We start from the raw sequence: 16379 nt of genomic DNA, 5'->3' as shown, positions 1-16379 counted from the left end.
CCGTATCAGCGGTCATCCGCTGTCAGGGGACGGGCGGCGATCAAGGGCTCGGCCGGCCTGCCGCCGCTGCGTGCGCAGGGCCGTGGCGTCGCCGTCAGACGGTGTGGTCGCGGATGCGTGCCAGCAGCGCCCGCAGTTGTTCGCGGTCGTCCGCGTCCAGGGCGGCGGTCGCCTCGGCGAGGGCGAGCCGGTCGATCTCCTCCGCCTCGCGGTGGCAGCGCAGCCCCTCGTCGGTGAGCCGCACCAGGAAGGCGCGCCGGTCCTGCGGGTGGCGTACCCGCTCCACGAGCCCGTCCCGTTCGAGGCTGTCCACGATCGTGGTGGCGGTACGGGCCGCGATGCCCGCCCTCTCGCTCAGGTCCCGCATCCGCAGCGGCTTCCGGGCCTGGGCCAGCATGCGCATGGCGCGCAGCCGGGCCACGGAGGCCCCCTTCTCCCTCAACCGGGCCTCCACGAACTGCCGTAGCCGGTGTGTCGTCTCGTACAGCTCGTCGATCAGGATGTCGCTGCTGCCCTGCACTGCCATGGTGCCCAGTCTCTCCTGTCCCGCGGCATGGAAGCCATATGCTGAGTAAGCACATAGTGAGTATGCTCAGCATATGCACCGACGTCACTCCGTGCTGTCCGCACTGCCCGACCGCATCAGCCAGCGTCTGGTCGTCCCCGTCGTATGCGTCAGCGTGACGTTCATCGCGATCGTCGACGGAGCGATCACGACGGTGGCACTGCCCTCGATCGCCCGTCAGTTCCGGCTGACCACCGCCGCGCTGGACGGGGTGGTCGTCGTCTATCCGGTCTGCCTGGCCATGGCCATACCGGCCTCGGCCTGGCTGGTCGAACGATGCGGCGGCAAACGCGTCCTGCTGACCGCCCTGGCCGGTTTCCTCGGCTCGTCGCTGCTGTGCGGGGCGGCGGCCGGGCTCGGCCAGCTCGTCGCCTACCGTGCCGTACAGGGGCTGTCGGCCGGTGTCCTCTTCCCGGCCTCCACCGCGCTGCTGTTCGGCACCTTCACCTCCGCCGAGCAGGTACGCCTCTCTCGCTACATGATCATTCCGCAGCAGATCGCCCCGGCCGCGGCCCCCGTGCTGGGCGGGCTGCTGGTGGACCACCTGTCCTGGCGGTGGGTCTTCTACGTCAATCTGCCGGTCGGTCTGCCGGCCGTACTGTTCGGCACGCTGTTCCTGGCCGGCGACCGCGGCAGCCGGCCAGGCCGCTTCGACCTGCCCGGCCTGCTGCTGAGCGCGGGGGCGCTGGGCACCGCGATGTTCGGCATCAGCGAGGGACCCAACCGCGGCTGGACGTCCGCCGCCGTCCTCGTCTCCCTCGTCCTCGGCGCGGTGCTGCTGGCCACCGCCGTCGCCGTCGAACTGCGCACCGCTCACCCCCTGCTGCGGCTCAGGCTGTTCACCGACCGGCTCTTCCGGGACACCAACCTGATCAACCTGGTCGGCCTCATCCCCGTCATGGGCGCCCTGTACCTGAGCCCTCTCTTCCTCCAGCAGGCCCAGGGCCGTACGGCGCTGGAGTCGGGACTGACCACCTTCCCCGAGGCGTTCGGCGTGCTGCTGACCGTGCAGATCGTCGGCGTCCTGTACGCCAGGGTCGGTCCGCGCCTCATCGTCGGCTGCGGCATGGCCGGTGTCAGCGCGGTGCTGGTGCTCCTCGCCACCTGCGACGCGGACACCGGCCTGTGGAGCTTCCGCGGCTACATGTTCCTGTTCGGGGCCGCGATCGGCTGCTTCTTCATACCGACCACGGTCGCCTCCCTGGCCACCATCGACCGGACGGACCTCGCGCAGGCCACCATGCTGAACACCGTCGTACGCCAGACCGGCGGCGCGCTCGCGCCGGCCGCGGTGACCACGGCCCTCGTCCTCGGCACCCCGCCGGACGCCGGCGCGGCACCACCCGTCACCGCGTACCAGCACGCCTATCTCGCCCTCGCCGCGATCGCGGCGGCGACGGCCGTCTTCTCGTTCACCGTGCCGGACGGTCCTGCCCGTGCCGCCGCCCGCGGCAGCGGGAGCGGGACCGGTCGGCCGGCTGTCCGTCGGCGGCGACGCGATCGGGTCGGCTCCTGATTCCGGGCGGTGGCAGCGCGGGTGGCGCCGCTGCCGCGCCTCGGCTGCGGCGAGCCCATGGCGCGCGTCGCCGGCGGCGACGGCCGTCTTCTCGTTCACCTTGCCCGCGCCCGCCCCGCCCAGCGGTGGGGGCGCGCCGGGCGGTCCGGCGGGTCATGCGCGTCCACGAGGCCGAGCGGCGGATCGACCACGACCGTCACCGGTGACTCGGTGCGGACCCTGCGCAAGCCAGGGTCACCAGCACTCACTCCAGTCGGCGCCGGACCCCGCGAAGGGGCGAACGTACGGCGCCTCCGCCACTTCCGGCCAAGGGCCGGCCGCCGCTCTCCCGCCGTCCTGCTGCCGCTCGCCGCCCGGGTGGGCGCGGGGCGCTGTGGGGCTGTGGCGGATGAGCCGGCTCCGGGGTGAGCCGGCGTGGTCCGCCCGTACTGCGGGGGCTGATGAGCCGACCGGCTTCGGGCGCAGGCCTCCTGAATGGCAGGTTCTGGTCAAAGGCTTCTCAAGTGCCGGACACCTCCCGTCCGCGCTGATCGGGTTCTCCACGACGGCTGTACAACCACCCGTTTTCGGAGGACCTGGTGTCAGCACCGACCCGTAAGAGACGATGGCTCACGATCTGCGCCCTCACCGCATCCGCCGGACTCCTCGCGACACCCGCAGGCGCCGCGTCCGGCAAGAGCAAGAGCCCCTTCGGGGCGCGCACCCTCGCGCGACTCGCCGCCGAACGCGACACATCCATAGGGGCGCTCAGCCCTGAGGCGACGGCCGAGGACGAGGACGGCAACGAGGCGGACGAGATAGCCGAGGGGGCGGACCAGTACGCCGAGGCCCGCACCTCACCCGGCATCGTCGCCCCCGGCGCGTACGGCGCCGCCTGGACCAGCATGACCGACCTGCCCGGCACCGGCGGCAGTTGGCGCCACATCACCGGCCTGCCGTACAACTCCGACGACTCCCGGTACCGGGACATCGACTCCAACTCCAGCGGCGGATCGGGCAATGTGACCGGCCGGATGGCCGCGATCGCCGCCGACGACGACGGGTACGTGTACGCGGGCAGCGCGGGCGGTGGTGTCTGGCGGTCCGAGCGAGGCGGCGGGCACTGGAAGCCGATCAGCGACAAGCTGCCGTCCCAGTCCACCGGCGCGCTCGCGCTCGACGGCGCCGGGCGGCTGTGGCTGGGCACCGGCGAGGCGACCACCAACGCCGACGCCTACCTCGGCAGCGGCGTCTACGTCCTGTCCCACCCGCACGACGGCACCTTCTCCTCGCGCAGCCGGGTCGGCGGCGACGAGCTGGAGTCCACCACCATCCACGAGCTGCGCTTCGGCGGCGGGACGGTGTGGGCGGCGACCAGCGCCGGCGTGTGGAGCCACTCCACGAAGACGCTGAAGGGCGCCTGGAAACTGGAGTACGCGCCCAACCCCGCCTATCTGCCGGGTGGTTCGAAGGACGACGATCCCGACGCCGCGTACAAGAACATCGCCAACGACATCGCGATCGACCCGAAGGACCCGAGCAAGGTCGTGCTCGCGGTCGGCTGGCGCAGCGGTGACGACTACAACGGCTTCTACACCAGGGTCAACGGCACCTGGACCCGCATCACCGGCGGTTTCGGTGACCTGCCGACCGACGCGGACAACGTCGGCAACGTCACCTTCGCCCGGTCCGCCGACGGCTCGCGCTACTACGCCGTCGACCAGTCGCCGGAGCAGCTGAACACCAACCCGGACAGCGGCCTGGAGGGCATCTTCGTCTCCCCGTCCGGTTCCCCGACCGGCCCGTGGACGAAGATCGCCGACTACAAGGGGCTGGCGGGCGCCGGCTCCGCGCTGACCACCGCCGGTTACATGCCGGGCGTGCAGGCCTGGTACAACCAGTTCCTCACCGTCGACCCGAGCGACCCGGAGCATGTCTACGCGGGCCTGGAGGAGGTCTACGAGACCAAGGACGGCGGCAGCACCTGGTCGACGGTGGGCCCGTACTGGAACTTCACCTTCTCCTGCTGGAGCATCGACCCGGCCAAGCAGACCGGCGACTGCAACCAGACCACCCACTCCGACCAGCACGGCGTCGCGATCGGCCGCTACCACGGCAAGAGCTTCGTGTACGTCGGCAACGACGGCGGCGTCTACAAACGCCCGGTCAACGGCTCGCAGGACACCTCCGGCCACGCCACCGACTGGACCTCCCTCAACGACGGCACCATCGACACCCTCCAGTACTACTCGGTCGGCATCGGCAAGGACCTCGACCACGGCGGCGTCTCGGTCACCGGCGGCCTGCAGGACAACGGCCAGTCCATCCTGCGCGGCAACGACAAGGTCATGGGCTCCGACTTCGGCGGCGACGGCGGCGACACGCTCACCGACCCGGCCAACGGCTGCGACATCGCCGAGGAGTACGTCTACCTCGCCATCCAGGTCACCCAGAACTGCGCGGTCAACGACGGCAGCTGGATCACCGATCCGGGCAGGGCCACCTCGTACAACGTCGCCCCGGCCGACAACGCGACCGGTGAGGCCCGCTTCATCGCCCCGCTCGCGGCCGACATGAAGAGCAGCTCGACGTGGATCGCCGGCGGCCGGCACATCTGGGTGCAGACCCACGGCTACGCCATCCGCAGCGGCGACGAATGGAAGAGCGTGTACGACCTCGGCGCCGGCCACACGGCGACCGCCGTCGCGGCCTCGGGCGGCAAGGTGTACGCGGCCTGGTGCGGCCCCTGCAACAACCAGGGTTTCGCCCGCGGCATCTCTGTCGGCAACGCGGACGGAAGCGGCTGGCACGCCATCGCCCTGCCCGTGGACGGAACCGTACCCAACCGCTACCTCAGCGGCTTCGCCATCGACCCGAAGAACGCCGACCACGTCTTCCTCGCGGTCAACGGCTTCTCCCGGCACTGGACCGAGGGCCCCGGCGCCGGCGTCGGCCACGTCTTCGAGTCCACCGACGGAGGAACCACCTGGAAGGACATCTCGGCGAACCTGCCCGACGTGCCGGCCAACTCCGCGATCGTCACGCCGAACGGCGGCCTCGCCGTCGCCACCGACCTGGGCGTCGTCTACCGCGCGCCCGGCCGCACCAAGTGGCAGCGGGTCGGCAGCCTCCCGGCCGTCGCCGTGCTCCAGCTGAAGCTGAGCCCCGACGGCAGCACCCTGTACGCGGCCACCCACGGCCGCGGCATCCACACCATCGAGGTGCGCGACTGCGGCTGACGCACACTGCGCGGTGAAGGGAGGGGTGACCTCCGGTTTTCCGGGTCACCGCTCCCGCGCGTACGGGATCACCGACATGTCCAGAGCGAACGTGACCCGCGCCGCTCCCGCCACGTCCGGCGCCTTGGCCAGCGCGGTGATCCTGGCACTGCCGCCCCGGGCACCCGCGGACCGCAGCGAGGCGTGCGCGGTGCCGTCGGCATCCACGCGCCAGCCGGACACCAGGACGGAGGCCGGCGCGGAACTCCGCACGGCCGTCCACCGCTTGTCGTCCGTGCGCGGCCGGAGCACCAGTGACACCACGGTCCCGGGCCGCACGCACACCTGCCGCCGGAGCGGATCACCCGGCGCGACGGTGACCTCGGTCCGTCCCGCGACACAGCGGGCGGCCGAAGCCGAGGACGGGAGGGCGGGCGCGGACGGGCCCGGCCCCGCCGGGCCCGCGGCCCCGGTCGAAGCCGGGGATGTGGTCACGGGCGAGGCGAAGGGATCGGAGCCGCTCGCCGGCGCACCGCCCGGTGACTCGGTCGAGCGGTTCTCGGACGACCCCCCGGCTGATCCACCACCGGGCGACGTGCCGCACGCGGCCAGGACGACCACCCCGGCGACCAGCCATCCCACGGCCCGGCACCGCATCCCCACACCTCCCGGTCCCCGGCCCGACTCCCAGCATGCCCCGCCGCCACGGAGAAGGAGCGGTCTCGCGGGAAACGCCTGCGCCTGCTGAGCGCGGCCGGTGTGTCCCAGGAACAGCCGGCCCGGCTGCGTTCACCGATCGGCCTCGACCTCGGTGCCCGCACGCCCGAGGAACCGCCGTGCATCGCCGCTGTACCGGATCACCGGCCCGATCCACCGGCCTGCGCAGCGGGAGCGGCTGCCGGTCACGGGGCCGTGCGGTCCCGAACGGCGTCGAGTGCTCGGTCGACAGGGCCGAGGACCGGCGCGGCCAGCTTGTTCGTGGCCTCGTTGTTGACCCAGCGGTGCGGCCGGGTCGGCGCGTACGCCTGGGTCAGCTTGACCTCGGCGCCCAGCATCCGAAGCCGGGGCACGCTGACGGCCTGCCGAAGTGCCTTGAATTCTTCGCGTTCCTCCCGGGCAGCGTGCTGGGTGATCATTCGCCGGGCCTCGTTCAGGCGGCGCAGATAACCGCGGCCGTCCGGGCCGGTGCGCCACAGTGCGATCAGCAGCTCCTTGGCTGCCTTCTCCTCGTGGCGCCGTCGGGCGGCCAGCTCACGACCTTGCCGCAGCGCCCGCCGGGCGACGGGATGGACATGCGCTTCCTCAGCGGCCTCGTGCACGGCGAGCAGGCGCATCAGCTGGTGGAAGTTGCGTGAGCGCCACGGGCCGGGAAGCGCGGCCTTGAGGAATCCGAGCCTGATCTGCCGGTGCTGGCGGATGAGCAGGTCGACGGCGTTCTCACCGCCCAGGGTGCGTGCGACCCTCAGTGACCAGGCGGGTGCGGCTTTCGCGGTTTTGGCCGTGGCCTTCCCGACGCGCAGCGACATCGGCGGCACATGCGGAGCGGAGGACTTCGTCAGCGTGCCCATGGTCCCTCCTCGCGTTGGTCCCAGCGGTCGCGGGTACCCATCGGTGCCGCGCTCACGCGCCCCGGAACCGGCACCGTCACCGATGCGGCAGGTGCGGTCATGGAGCATCACGCCCACCCTGGCAGGTGCCGTCGAAGGCCGTCAGCTGACGGTCGGCAGTGGACTCCACCCGGGTGGAGAACCGGCCCGCCCGTTTCGGAACGGGGTGGGCGGAGACTTCTGATGACGTGCAGTGCCGAGCTTCGCCGCCGGTGGCGCCGATGACCCGGCGCGTGCTCCCCGTGCGGCCGAGCGCGGGCTCAGGCAGACCCTCCCCGACCACAGTGGTGGCGAGATCCGATGCCGAAGTGGAAACGCGAGCAGGAAGAGGCGGCAGTGATCCGTCTTGAGCTGGGCGACCTGTGCGGAGCTGTAGATCACCCGCGCGCCCACCCACGGACCGCCCGCCCTCACCGTCGTGGAACTCCCATGCCGCGCCGGTCTGCACGAGCCGGAGATCAGGCGCGCCATCGCCTGGCACAACAGCCGGCGGGGACCGGAGGCAGCACCGTGACCACGGGACCGGATCGCCACTTGCGGCACTCCCGAAGGGCGCTCGCATCCGCCACGGCCGTTCACCGGGAATGAATCATGAGACTTCTCGCGCGCCTGGACGCCTATCAGAGACGGCACCGCTGGATGGGCCTGCCGCTCGCCGTCCTGTACAAGTTCTACGACGACCAGGCGCTGTACCTCGCGGCCCTTCTCACCTACTACGGTTTCCTCTCGCTGTTCCCACTGCTGCTGATCCTCGTCGTCGTCCTGAGCACCTTCCTCAGTGAGGATCCCGCCCTGCGGCAACGTGTCCTGGACTCCGCCCTGAGCGAGTTCCCGGTCATCGGTGACCAGATCGGGGAGAACATCCGCTCCTTCCACGGCAACGGTGCGGCACTGGCCGCCGGTATCGTCGCCAGCCTCTACGGTTCTCTGGGCGTCGCCCAGGCCGCGCAGTACGCGCTCAACAAGATCTGGGCCGTCCCGAGGCACGCCCGTCCCGATCCGCTGCGGTCGCGACTGAAGGGCCTGATCTTCCTGTTGATCCTGGCACTCGGATTGTGTGCCTTCACTCTGCTGTCCGTGGCGGGCTCGGCGACACACGTCCTCGGCGCACGGCTGCGGGGCGGGACGTGGCTGGTCGCCACCGCGGGTTCCGTGTGTCTCAACACCATGCTGCTGCTGTTGAGCTACTGGCTGCTGACGCACCGGGCGCTGCCGCTGCGCCGGCTCCTCGGCGTGGCGCTGGGCGCTGCTCTCGCATGGCAGGCGCTGCAGTGGGTGGGCTCCTACTACGTGAGCCACGTCCTGCGCGGGGCCACAGCCACCTACGGCCTGTTCGGCATCGTTCTGGGGCTGTTCGCCTGGCTCTACGCAGGGGCGCTGATCTTCGTCACAGCCGCCGAGGTGGGGGCCGTGCGGGTCATGCGGCTGTGGCCGCGCAGCCTGCTGACACCGTTCACGGACCGGGTGCACCTCAGCCCGGCGGACCGCCGTGCCTACCAGTCGTACGCGGCGACCGAGGCGTTCAAGGGCTTCCAGAAGATCCGGGTGCACTTCGAACCGCCGCCCGACCCGCGGCACGACGAACCCCCCGACGACGCCCGCTGAGGCGGTGAGCGCGCCCTTTGGCCGGCCAGGGACAGGAACACCCGCTCGCCGCGACGAAGCCGCACCGGCTGGAGCGACAGCATCAGCGGCGCGAATCCCGCCGGGTCCTCCAAGCCGGCCTCGCCGTCGAGAAGAATCGCGACTGGCCCGGCCTGCGGAAACGCACGCGGCGACCAGCCGGCCGAGCCGACCGGTCAAGGCAGCCGAGGAGAGTCAGCTGCTGGTGTGCCGGCGGTGCGAGCATGCGTCATCCTCCCGTACCGCGAAGGCGCCGACGACTCCGCGCTACGCGGGGAAGGCGACGTGGCGTGTGCCGGGCGTCAGCAGCAGTTGCGCCGCCTGCTGGGCCTGGCGGGCCGGTGCGGATGTGCCTGAGATGGCGGCGGTGGTCATGGCTCCCTCGGCCAGCAGGGCGATCTGGGTGCCGGTGTCTGCCGCCGCTCCCGCGGCTGTCGCCAGTTCCCGCACGTAGGCGTGGAAGGCGTCCTTGTGGCGCCGGGCCGCCGCAGCGACCTGGGGTGATGTGCCGCCCAGCTCGCCGAAGGAGTTGACGAAGGCGCACCCGTGGAAGTCGGCCTGGGTGAACCAGTGTTCCAGCCAGTCGAAGACGGCGAGCAGCCGCTCCCGTGGAGTTTCCGCGGCCGTGTCGACGTGGGCGGCGAGGCTGTGGAGCCAGCGGGTGTCCCTGCGGGCCAGGTAGGCCTCGACGAGGTCGCCCTTGGAGGGGAACAGCTGGTAGAGGCGCCGCATAGTGACGCCCGAGGAGTCCCGGATCATGTCCATGCCGACGGCTTGGATGCCTCGGGCATAGAAGAGGTCTTCGGCGGCGTCCAGGATGCGCTCGCGCGCCGGATCGGTGTCCAAGGTCTTTGCCCCCTTGGCGTGAGAACCATCGTTCTCCTAGTGTAGGGGGAAGCGAGAACGACCGTTCTCACTGCCGTGGAGCTTCCCCGAGGAGTGCGTCATGTCCGAGCAGCGCCCCCCGTTCCCGCCGTTCACCCGGGAAACGGCGATCAGCAAGGTCCGCCACGCCGAAGACGGCTGGAACACCCGCGACCCCGAGAAGGTCGCCCTCGCCTACACCCCCGACTCGCGCTGGCGCAACCGCGCGGAGTTCCTCACCGGCCGCGACGAGATCGTGAAGTTCCTGACCCGCAAGTGGAACCGGGAACTGGACTACCGCCTCATCAAGGAGCTGTGGGCGTTCGACGGCAACCGCATCGCCGTGCGGTTCGCCTACGAGTACCACGACGACTCCGGCCAGTGGTTCCGCGCCTACGGCAACGAGAACTGGGAGTTCGACGACAACGGCCTCATGCGCGCGCGCCACGCGAGCATCAACGACCTGCCCATCGCCGAGACCGAGCGCAAGTACCACTGGCCGCTGGGCCGCCGGCCCGACGACCACCCGGGCCTGTCCGACCTCGGGCTGTGAAAACCAGGGCGCTGTGCGGGGAGGCACGTGACGGGGAGTTCACCCGGTCACCCGCCACTCCGGCCGCGCCGTCATCGCCGCCCGTGCACCCACCGCCCGCACGTGAAGGCGAACGGGGATCGCGGTAGTCGCCCGAGCCGCCGACGGCTTCCAGATCCTCGACAAGGCCACCGCCCACCGCATCGATGCCGCCCTCGTCGGCGTGTGCACGCCCTGCATGGACGGCGTCACCGCCAGCACCCGCCGGCACCGACGAGTGGTGCAGCGCAAGCCGTACCGGGCGCATTACTCTGAGTTCATGCGGCAGGGGGCGGCAGCGGCGGGGCAGTGGCGGGACTGGCGGGTCGGTGACCGGGTCCTCGGGGTGTACGAGGTGACCGGTGCTCTCGGTCAGGGCGGCATGGGGCTGGTTCACCGGGTGCGGCACCTGGGGTGGGGCACCGATCTCGCCGTCAAGAGCCCGCGTCCGGAACTCTTCCGGGACGAGGCGGACAAGGAACGGTTCGTCCGTGAGGCGGAGACGTGGGTGGGGCTGGAACTCCATCCGCACCTGTGCGGATGTCACTACGTGCGCACGATCGGCGGGGTGCCGCGGGTGTTCGCGGAGTACGTGAACGGCGGAAGCCTGCGCGAGTCGATCGACGGGGGCCGGCTCCACCGGGGAGCACGCGACGAGGTGGTGGGCCGGATTCTGGACATCGCGGTCCAGGTGGCGCGCGGACTGGCGCACGCCCACCTCAGCGGGGTGGTGCACCAGGACGTCAAGCCGGGCAACGTGCTGCTCGACCGGCAGGGCACCGCGAAGATCACCGACTTCGGGCTCGCGCGGGCCCGGCACTTCGGTACCCGGCCGCCGTCCTCGGGCCACGTGGCCGACGAGGCAACACTTCTGGTCACGCACGGCGGGTTGACGCCCGCGTACGCCTCACCCGAGCAGGTGCGGGGCGCGCCCCTGAGCCGTCGCACCGATGTGTGGAGCTTCGCGGTCAGCGTGCTGGAGATGTTCACCGGGGCGGTGACGTGGGGCGTGGGGTCCGCCGCGGGGGCGGCGCTCGCCGCGTACCGGCTGAGCCCGCCGCCCGAGGCCGCGGTGACCTCGATGCCGCCAGCGCTCGCGGATCTGCTGGAACGCTGTCTGCGCGAGCGCGTCGAGGAGCGGCCGGACGACCTGGCGGCGGTGGCCGGGGAGCTGGCCGAGGTGTACGCGCGGGAGGTTGGCCGGCCGTATCCGCGCCGGGCGGAGAACGCCGCCGTGCACCGGGCCGACGGGCTGAACAACCGGGCGATGTCCCTGCTCGACCTCGGCCGCACGCGGGAGGCGGAGGCTGCTCTGGCCGAGGCGCACGCCGCCGACCCGCAGCACCCGCAGGCCACGTACAACCTCGGGCTGCTGAGGTGGCGGTCCGGCACGCTCGCGGACGACGCGCTGGTGGACCGGATGGAGTCGGCCAGGGCGAGCGCGGAAGGGCCCTCGCCCGCCGACCACCTCCTCGCCCAGGTGCACCTCGAACGCGGCGATCACGAGTCCGCCCTGCCCCTCCTGCGCGCGTCGGCCACGACCGCGGACGCGGACGCCGGCACGGCCCTGCGCGACGCGCTCGCGCACGCCGAGCGCGAACACGCCGCCGGCGGGCGCCTGCTCGCCACCTTCACCGGGCACCGGGCGTTCGTGCACGCGGTGAGTCTCAGCGCGGACGGCAGCCGCGCGCTGTCCGGTGACGACGCCGGGGACGTACGGCTGTGGGACACGGCCACCGGCCGCTCGCGCGCTCTCAGGGGACATCGGGCCGCCGTGCACGCGGTGTCTTTGAGCCCGGACGGCGGTCTCGCCCTGACGGGTGGGCATGACGGCGACGTACGGCTGTGGGACACCGGAACCGGCCGCTGCCTGCGCAGGCTCTCCGGGCACACCGGCTCCGTCCGCGCCGTCTGCCTCACCCCCGACGGGAGCAGCGCCCTGACCGGCGGCTGGGACGGCACCCTGCGCTGGTGGGACGTGGCCACCGGCGGCTGTCTGCGCGTCGTCGACTCCCCTGCGGGTCTGGGCGGGGCGGGCCCCGAGGTCAACGCCGCCTGCCTGAGCGCCGACGGCCGGCTCGCCCTGTTCGTGGGCGGTCAGACCGTGCTCTGGGACCTGGTGGACGACCGCCGCGTGCGGACCCTGGACCGCGGCACGATCTGGCCGGCCGCGCTGAGCCACGACCGGCGGCACGCGCTGACCGGCGGGGACGACCGGGCTCTGGTGTGGTGGGACCTGGCGACCGGCCGGTCCCTGCGCACCCTGCGGGCGGACGCCCGGCCCCCCTGGACGGCCGAGCTGAGCACCGACGGGCGGTTCGCGGTGTCCGGGGCCATCGGCGGCACGTTGCGCTGGTGGGAACCCGCCACCGGGCGTTGTCTGCGCACCTACGACGCGCACTTCTCCCAGGTGACCTCGGTGAGCCTGAGCGCGGACGGACGGCGGGTGCTGACCGGGGGCGACCACCGGGTACGACTGTGGCAGCTGCCCACCCCCGACGCGTACACCGCGCCCTTCCAGATCTGCCGCCCCCGCTCCCACACCGAACTCACCCGGTACGACGACCGGGTCGCCGCGCTGCTGGACGACGCCGAGTCGGCCGCGGGGCGGCAGCGGTACGCGGACGCGCTCGCCCTGGTGGCCGAGGCACGCGCCCTGCCGGGGCACGAGCGGGACACCCGTGCCCTGGCGGCCTGGCACCGGCTCTCACTGGTCACCGTACGGACGGGGGTGCGCGGAGCCTGGCCCGCCGGGACCGTCGAGCTGCCCACGTCCGGTAAGCAGGCCCACGCCACCGCCGACGGCCGGCGCGCGCTGTGCGCGGACCTCGACACCCTGCGTCTGTGGGACTTCGAGGACGGCGGCCGGTGCGTGCGTACCTTCGACGGGCACGACGGAGCGGTCGAGGCCGTCTCTCTCAGCGCCGACGAACGCCTCGCCCTGTCGGGCGGGGAGGACGGGACGGTCCGCCTGTGGGACGTCCACACCGGTCGCTGCCTGGGCGTCCTGGACGGGCACGGGGCGAAGGTCCGCTCGGTGAGCTTCAGCGGCGACGGGCGCTTCGCCTTCTCCGGCGGGGAGGACGGGTCCGTGCGCTGGTGGGAACTGGCGACCGGACGGATGCTGCGGGCCTACGCGGACGGAGGGCAGGGGGTGCACTCGGTGTGCCCCAGCGCCGACGGGCGGTTCGTTCTCTCCTGCGGCCAGGGCAGCAGGGCGCGGATGTGGGAGCTGGACTCCGGCCACCGCGTGCGGACCTTCGAGGACCTGAGCCGCGACGTCAGGTCGCGGTCGCCGCTGCTGGGACTCCTGTACTCGGCCCAGCTCACCACGGACGGACGGCACGCGGTGACCGCCAACGGCGACGGGCGGGTGGCGCTGTGGGACGTGGCGGACGGGCGGCGTGTGCACGTCTTCGAGGAGCACGCCGGGAGCGACGGGCACGCGGAGCCGATGACGGCGGTGTCCCTGAGCACGGACGGCCGCTTCGCGCTGGCCGCCAACTGGGACACGACCGTGCGGCTGCTGGATCTGCGGGCCGGACGCTGCCTGCGCACCCTGGGCGGGCACCGGCGCTGGGTGCTGTCGGTCCACCTGAGTGCCGACGGGCGTTACGCGGTCTCCACCGGGACGGACCGGACCCTGCGCCGGTGGGAGCTCGACTGGGAGCTGGAGGCCAGGGAGCCGGCGGACTGGGACGAGGGCGCCCGCCCACACCTTGAGGCGTTCCTCGCCGCGCACACGCCGTTCGGGCGGCCTGTGCCGCCCGGCCTGCAGGCGGTGTCGTACGACCCCGGGCTGGCCCGGCACGGGAAGCCGGTGTGGTCCGAGGCCGACGCGGACCTGCTGCTGCGTCACCTCGCACGGGCCGGATACGGGTGGCTGCGGGCGGACGGCGTGCGGGCGGAGCTGGAGCGGATGGCCGCGGCGTGGCAGGGACCGCGTCCGCTGCCCGCACCGCGGCGGGGGCCGGCGCGGGCGCTCAGTTCAGCAAGGACTCGATATCGGGCTTGGCGAGGACGCCTGCGCAGCTGACGCAGACCGGCCTGCGCAACACACGCCGGGTCACGCACCGGTCGCAGAAGTAGGCGCGGCAGCCCGCACAATGCCAGAAGACCACGGCCCAGTGCTCCGGGTCGCTCCGGGCGACCGGGTTGCCCCCCGCGACGCGCGACACCGACAGCAGGCGATCACAGCCCCTCCGGGAACACATCATGACGGCCATGGAACGGACCGTAGCAGCGCGGGGGGACGGAGGACAGGGCCCGGGCAACAGGAGGCGGGGAATCAGGAGTTGGAGGATCCCCCGCCTCCCGTGTGACTGCCGCCTGCCGTACGGGTCAGCCGCCGGGCCTCGTCCTCGATCCTGCGGACCACGCTGCCGCCGCTGCCGTCGTCCACCCCGCTGGCCAGCAACTGCGCGGCGACCGTGGTGAAGTACTGCGCGGCGGCCAGCACATGGCCGTACGCGTCGACGGCCTCGCCGTCGCGCAGCCGCAGCAGTGCCTGGGAAGCGTCGCTCATCACCCGGACGACCTGCTGCGAGAGCTGCGCGCGGGTCTCGGCGGGCAGCCCCACCGCCCTGCCCACCTGCCGTTGGATGCTGTTGCAGGACCGCTCCAGCTCCTCCAGCAGCGTGAAGTCACGGCGCACCGGGGGGCCGACCCCCGCCGAGGGGTACGAGTTGTTCCGCAGCAGCAGGTGGGTGAGCGCCTGCGGCTCGTACCGGTGCAGGTCGATGGCGTGGGTGGCACCCAGTGCGGGCCGGAAGCACGGATGGATGTGGAACTCCGTCTCGTGCGGCTGTACGGGCACGTGGGCCCCGCCCGTGTAGACCACGTCGTTGCCGCGCCGCACCCCCAGGAAGCCCACCCCGTACAGCGTGTCGATCACGCCGGGCGCGGTGAGCCCCTCGGCGTACGCGGGGTACTGGCGGTGGAGCGTCTCGGCGACGGTGTCGAAGCGGGCCTCCAGCGCACTGCGCGTCACCACGTAGCCGGTGTTCTGGAACATCACGAACAGCTGTGCGAGGAAGGGGTGGGTGACCAGGTACTCCTTCGCCAGGTCCTGCAGCTTCCACTCCGAGAACTGCCGGGTGGCGAGCAGGACATCGCTCTCGTGGATGCTCTCGTGCCCCCGCTCGACGGCGGTGTCCCGGCACACGTTGAGGTACTGGATCGCGTCGCGCGGGCGGGGCAGGGCGCGGCCGAAGAGGAAGTCAGCGGTGTCCTGGCCGCCCACGGCCGGCGGGAAGACCTCCCGCCACAGCCGGTCGCCGGTCAGCTCGGCGCCGGCCGACGCGCGGGCCCGGGCGAGAGCGAGGTCCCGCAGGCCGGTGGCGGTCCACTGGATGCGCAGCTCCTCGCTGTGGAACTTGTCGCCCTCGCTGAAGTTGAGGGTGTCGTAGATGTCGGAACGCAGGAAGAGCAGACAGCGCAGCGCCTTGCCGTACGCCCCCGAGACGTGCTTCGCCGCCAGCAGCAGCCCGATGACCATGGCGTTGCTGTCCGGGTCGCTCGACCATATCTGCTCCAGCTGGTCCACGAGCAGCAGGAGCGGGGCGTGCGAGCCCGCGCAGTCCAGACCGGCGAACGCCTCCGCCACGCCCCGCTCGACGACCTCCAGCTGACGTGCGGCGCGGGCGCCTTCGGAGGCCGGCGGGGCACCGCCCACATCCACCGCCGCCTTGACACCGAAGGCTTCGAGGGACAGCGACGTCTGCAGCCCGCTCACGCCGCGGAGCAGCCGGTCGTAGAGGCCGGGCTCGTCCGCGGACTCGCCGTTCGCGCGGAGGAATCGCCGCAGTGTCTTGACCGGGCGGGGCAGTCGCCGCAGCCCGTGGACCTGCTTGGCGTGGGCGACGATGTGCCGCGCGGCTTGGACAGCGAAGACGTAACGCCAGATCAGCGATTTGGCCGTGTCACCGGTGAGCCCCTGCAGCTCGAACCGGCGTATCTCGTCGCCCGCCGCGTCGTCGGGGGTGATCAGGGCGGTGCCGCCGGGGTGGACGCCGTCGGCGGTCAGATGCATGCAGATGGCGCTCTTGCCGGAGCCCTTGCGGCCGATGATGAGCATCTTGCGGCCGGACACGGCAGCGTCGTAGGCGGCGGTCCGCAGGAACCCCTCGCGCAGCAGGCCGTCGGACATGTCCCGCTCGGCATCCTCCCGCCCGAAGTAAAGGCGCTCGACCACACCCGACGGCCCCGTCATGGATCCCCCAACTCCCCGCGCTCGGCTCGGTCCTCGCTGCGCATGATGCCAGCTTGCGGCCGCCGGTTCCCGCCGGTTCCCGCCGCTTTCCGCCAGGCCTCGGACAGTCCCGCGGGACCGCGCACCGCCGTGGTCACGGCTGCGGGCAAAGGGGGAGTTCGTCCGGTCGTTGCAAGTCCGGCGGGCCTTCGACGGCGAGGTCTGCAAGCACCGCGACGTCAAGCC

General features: G+C 72.2%; 10 protein-coding genes and 1 pseudogene. 6 read left to right on the top strand and 5 right to left on the bottom strand.

Features of this window, described 5'->3' with window-relative positions; all coding sequences use genetic code 11:
- Positions 1–94: 94 nt before the first annotated feature.
- Positions 95–526, bottom strand: coding sequence for a MarR family transcriptional regulator (locus tag AB0L21_RS22415; RefSeq protein WP_365711060.1), 432 nt, complete (start codon positions 524–526; stop codon positions 95–97).
- A 91-nt stretch (positions 527–617) separates the two neighbouring features.
- On the opposite strand from AB0L21_RS22415, the gene AB0L21_RS22410 reads away from it, so the two are divergent.
- Positions 618–2081 carry a DHA2 family efflux MFS transporter permease subunit gene (locus AB0L21_RS22410; protein ID WP_365711068.1) on the top strand — a complete coding sequence of 488 codons (1464 nt, stop codon included), beginning with the start codon at positions 618–620 and terminating at the stop codon, positions 2079–2081.
- Between the two features lie 578 nt (positions 2082–2659).
- Positions 2660–5299, top strand: a complete 2640-nt coding sequence (locus tag AB0L21_RS22405; protein WP_365785923.1) for a glycosyl hydrolase — start codon at positions 2660–2662, stop codon at positions 5297–5299.
- A 45-nt stretch (positions 5300–5344) separates the two neighbouring features.
- Here AB0L21_RS22405 and AB0L21_RS22400 read toward each other — a convergent pair whose 3' ends face one another.
- On the bottom strand, positions 5345–5617 hold the full coding sequence (locus AB0L21_RS22400) for an acetyl-CoA synthetase (protein ID WP_365785921.1): 273 nt from the start codon (positions 5615–5617) through the stop codon (positions 5345–5347).
- A 405-nt stretch (positions 5618–6022) separates the two neighbouring features.
- On the opposite strand from AB0L21_RS22400, the pseudogene AB0L21_RS22395 reads away from it, so the two are divergent.
- Positions 6023–6272, top strand: a pseudogene (locus AB0L21_RS22395) (XdhC/CoxI family protein); the annotation flags it as partial.
- On the opposite strand, the gene AB0L21_RS22390 reads toward AB0L21_RS22395, so the two are convergent.
- Positions 6181–6846: a hemerythrin domain-containing protein gene (locus AB0L21_RS22390; protein WP_365785919.1), complete on the bottom strand. Its 666-nt coding sequence runs from the start codon at positions 6844–6846 to the stop codon at positions 6181–6183. The pseudogene AB0L21_RS22395 and the gene AB0L21_RS22390 overlap by 92 nt on opposite strands.
- 630 nt (positions 6847–7476) lie before the next feature.
- On the opposite strand from AB0L21_RS22390, the gene AB0L21_RS22385 reads away from it, so the two are divergent.
- Positions 7477–8490, top strand: coding sequence for a YihY/virulence factor BrkB family protein (locus tag AB0L21_RS22385; RefSeq protein ID WP_365711548.1), 1014 nt, complete (start codon positions 7477–7479; stop codon positions 8488–8490).
- Between the two features lie 285 nt (positions 8491–8775).
- Here the strand turns inward: AB0L21_RS22385 and AB0L21_RS22380 are convergent, their stop codons facing one another.
- Positions 8776–9354 carry a TetR/AcrR family transcriptional regulator gene (locus tag AB0L21_RS22380; RefSeq protein ID WP_365785917.1) on the bottom strand — a complete coding sequence of 193 codons (579 nt, stop codon included), beginning with the start codon at positions 9352–9354 and terminating at the stop codon, positions 8776–8778.
- A gap of 100 nt (positions 9355–9454) precedes the next feature.
- On the opposite strand from AB0L21_RS22380, the gene AB0L21_RS22375 reads away from it, so the two are divergent.
- Together AB0L21_RS22375 and AB0L21_RS22370 are read left to right on the top strand one after the other, a co-directional pair.
- Positions 9455–9925 carry a nuclear transport factor 2 family protein gene (locus tag AB0L21_RS22375; protein WP_365710964.1) on the top strand — a complete coding sequence of 157 codons (471 nt, stop codon included), beginning with the start codon at positions 9455–9457 and terminating at the stop codon, positions 9923–9925.
- Between the two features lie 298 nt (positions 9926–10223).
- A complete protein-coding gene (locus AB0L21_RS22370; protein ID WP_365785915.1) occupies positions 10224–13979 on the top strand; it encodes a serine/threonine-protein kinase in 3756 nt (1251 codons plus the stop codon).
- 252 nt (positions 13980–14231) lie between these two features.
- On the opposite strand, the gene AB0L21_RS22365 is transcribed toward AB0L21_RS22370, so the two are convergent.
- A complete protein-coding gene (locus AB0L21_RS22365) occupies positions 14232–16154 on the bottom strand; it encodes a hypothetical protein (RefSeq protein WP_365710959.1) in 1923 nt (640 codons plus the stop codon).
- Positions 16155–16379 lie beyond the last annotated feature (225 nt).

The sequence above is a fragment of the Streptomyces sp. NPDC052721 genome (genome assembly GCF_040678315.1).
Lineage (GTDB): Bacteria > Actinomycetota > Actinomycetes > Streptomycetales > Streptomycetaceae > Streptomyces.
This window is presented reverse-complemented; position numbering and strand designations above follow the sequence as displayed.

Bases quoted from the DNA above. Each gene is read 5' to 3' on its own strand.
- AB0L21_RS22415 (WP_365711060.1), bottom strand. From the start codon at position 526: ATGGCAGTGCAGGGCAGCAGCGACATCCTGATCGACGAGCTGTACGAG.
- AB0L21_RS22390 (WP_365785919.1), bottom strand. From the start codon at position 6,846: ATGGGCACGCTGACGAAGTCCTCCGCTCCGCATGTGCCGCCGATGTCG.
- AB0L21_RS22385 (WP_365711548.1), top strand. From the start codon at position 7,477: ATGAGACTTCTCGCGCGCCTGGACGCCTATCAGAGACGGCACCGCTGG.
- AB0L21_RS22375 (WP_365710964.1), top strand. From the start codon at position 9,455: ATGTCCGAGCAGCGCCCCCCGTTCCCGCCGTTCACCCGGGAAACGGCG.
- AB0L21_RS22370 (WP_365785915.1), top strand. From the start codon at position 10,224: ATGCGGCAGGGGGCGGCAGCGGCGGGGCAGTGGCGGGACTGGCGGGTC.
- AB0L21_RS22365 (WP_365710959.1), bottom strand. From the start codon at position 16,154: ATGACGGGGCCGTCGGGTGTGGTCGAGCGCCTTTACTTCGGGCGGGAG.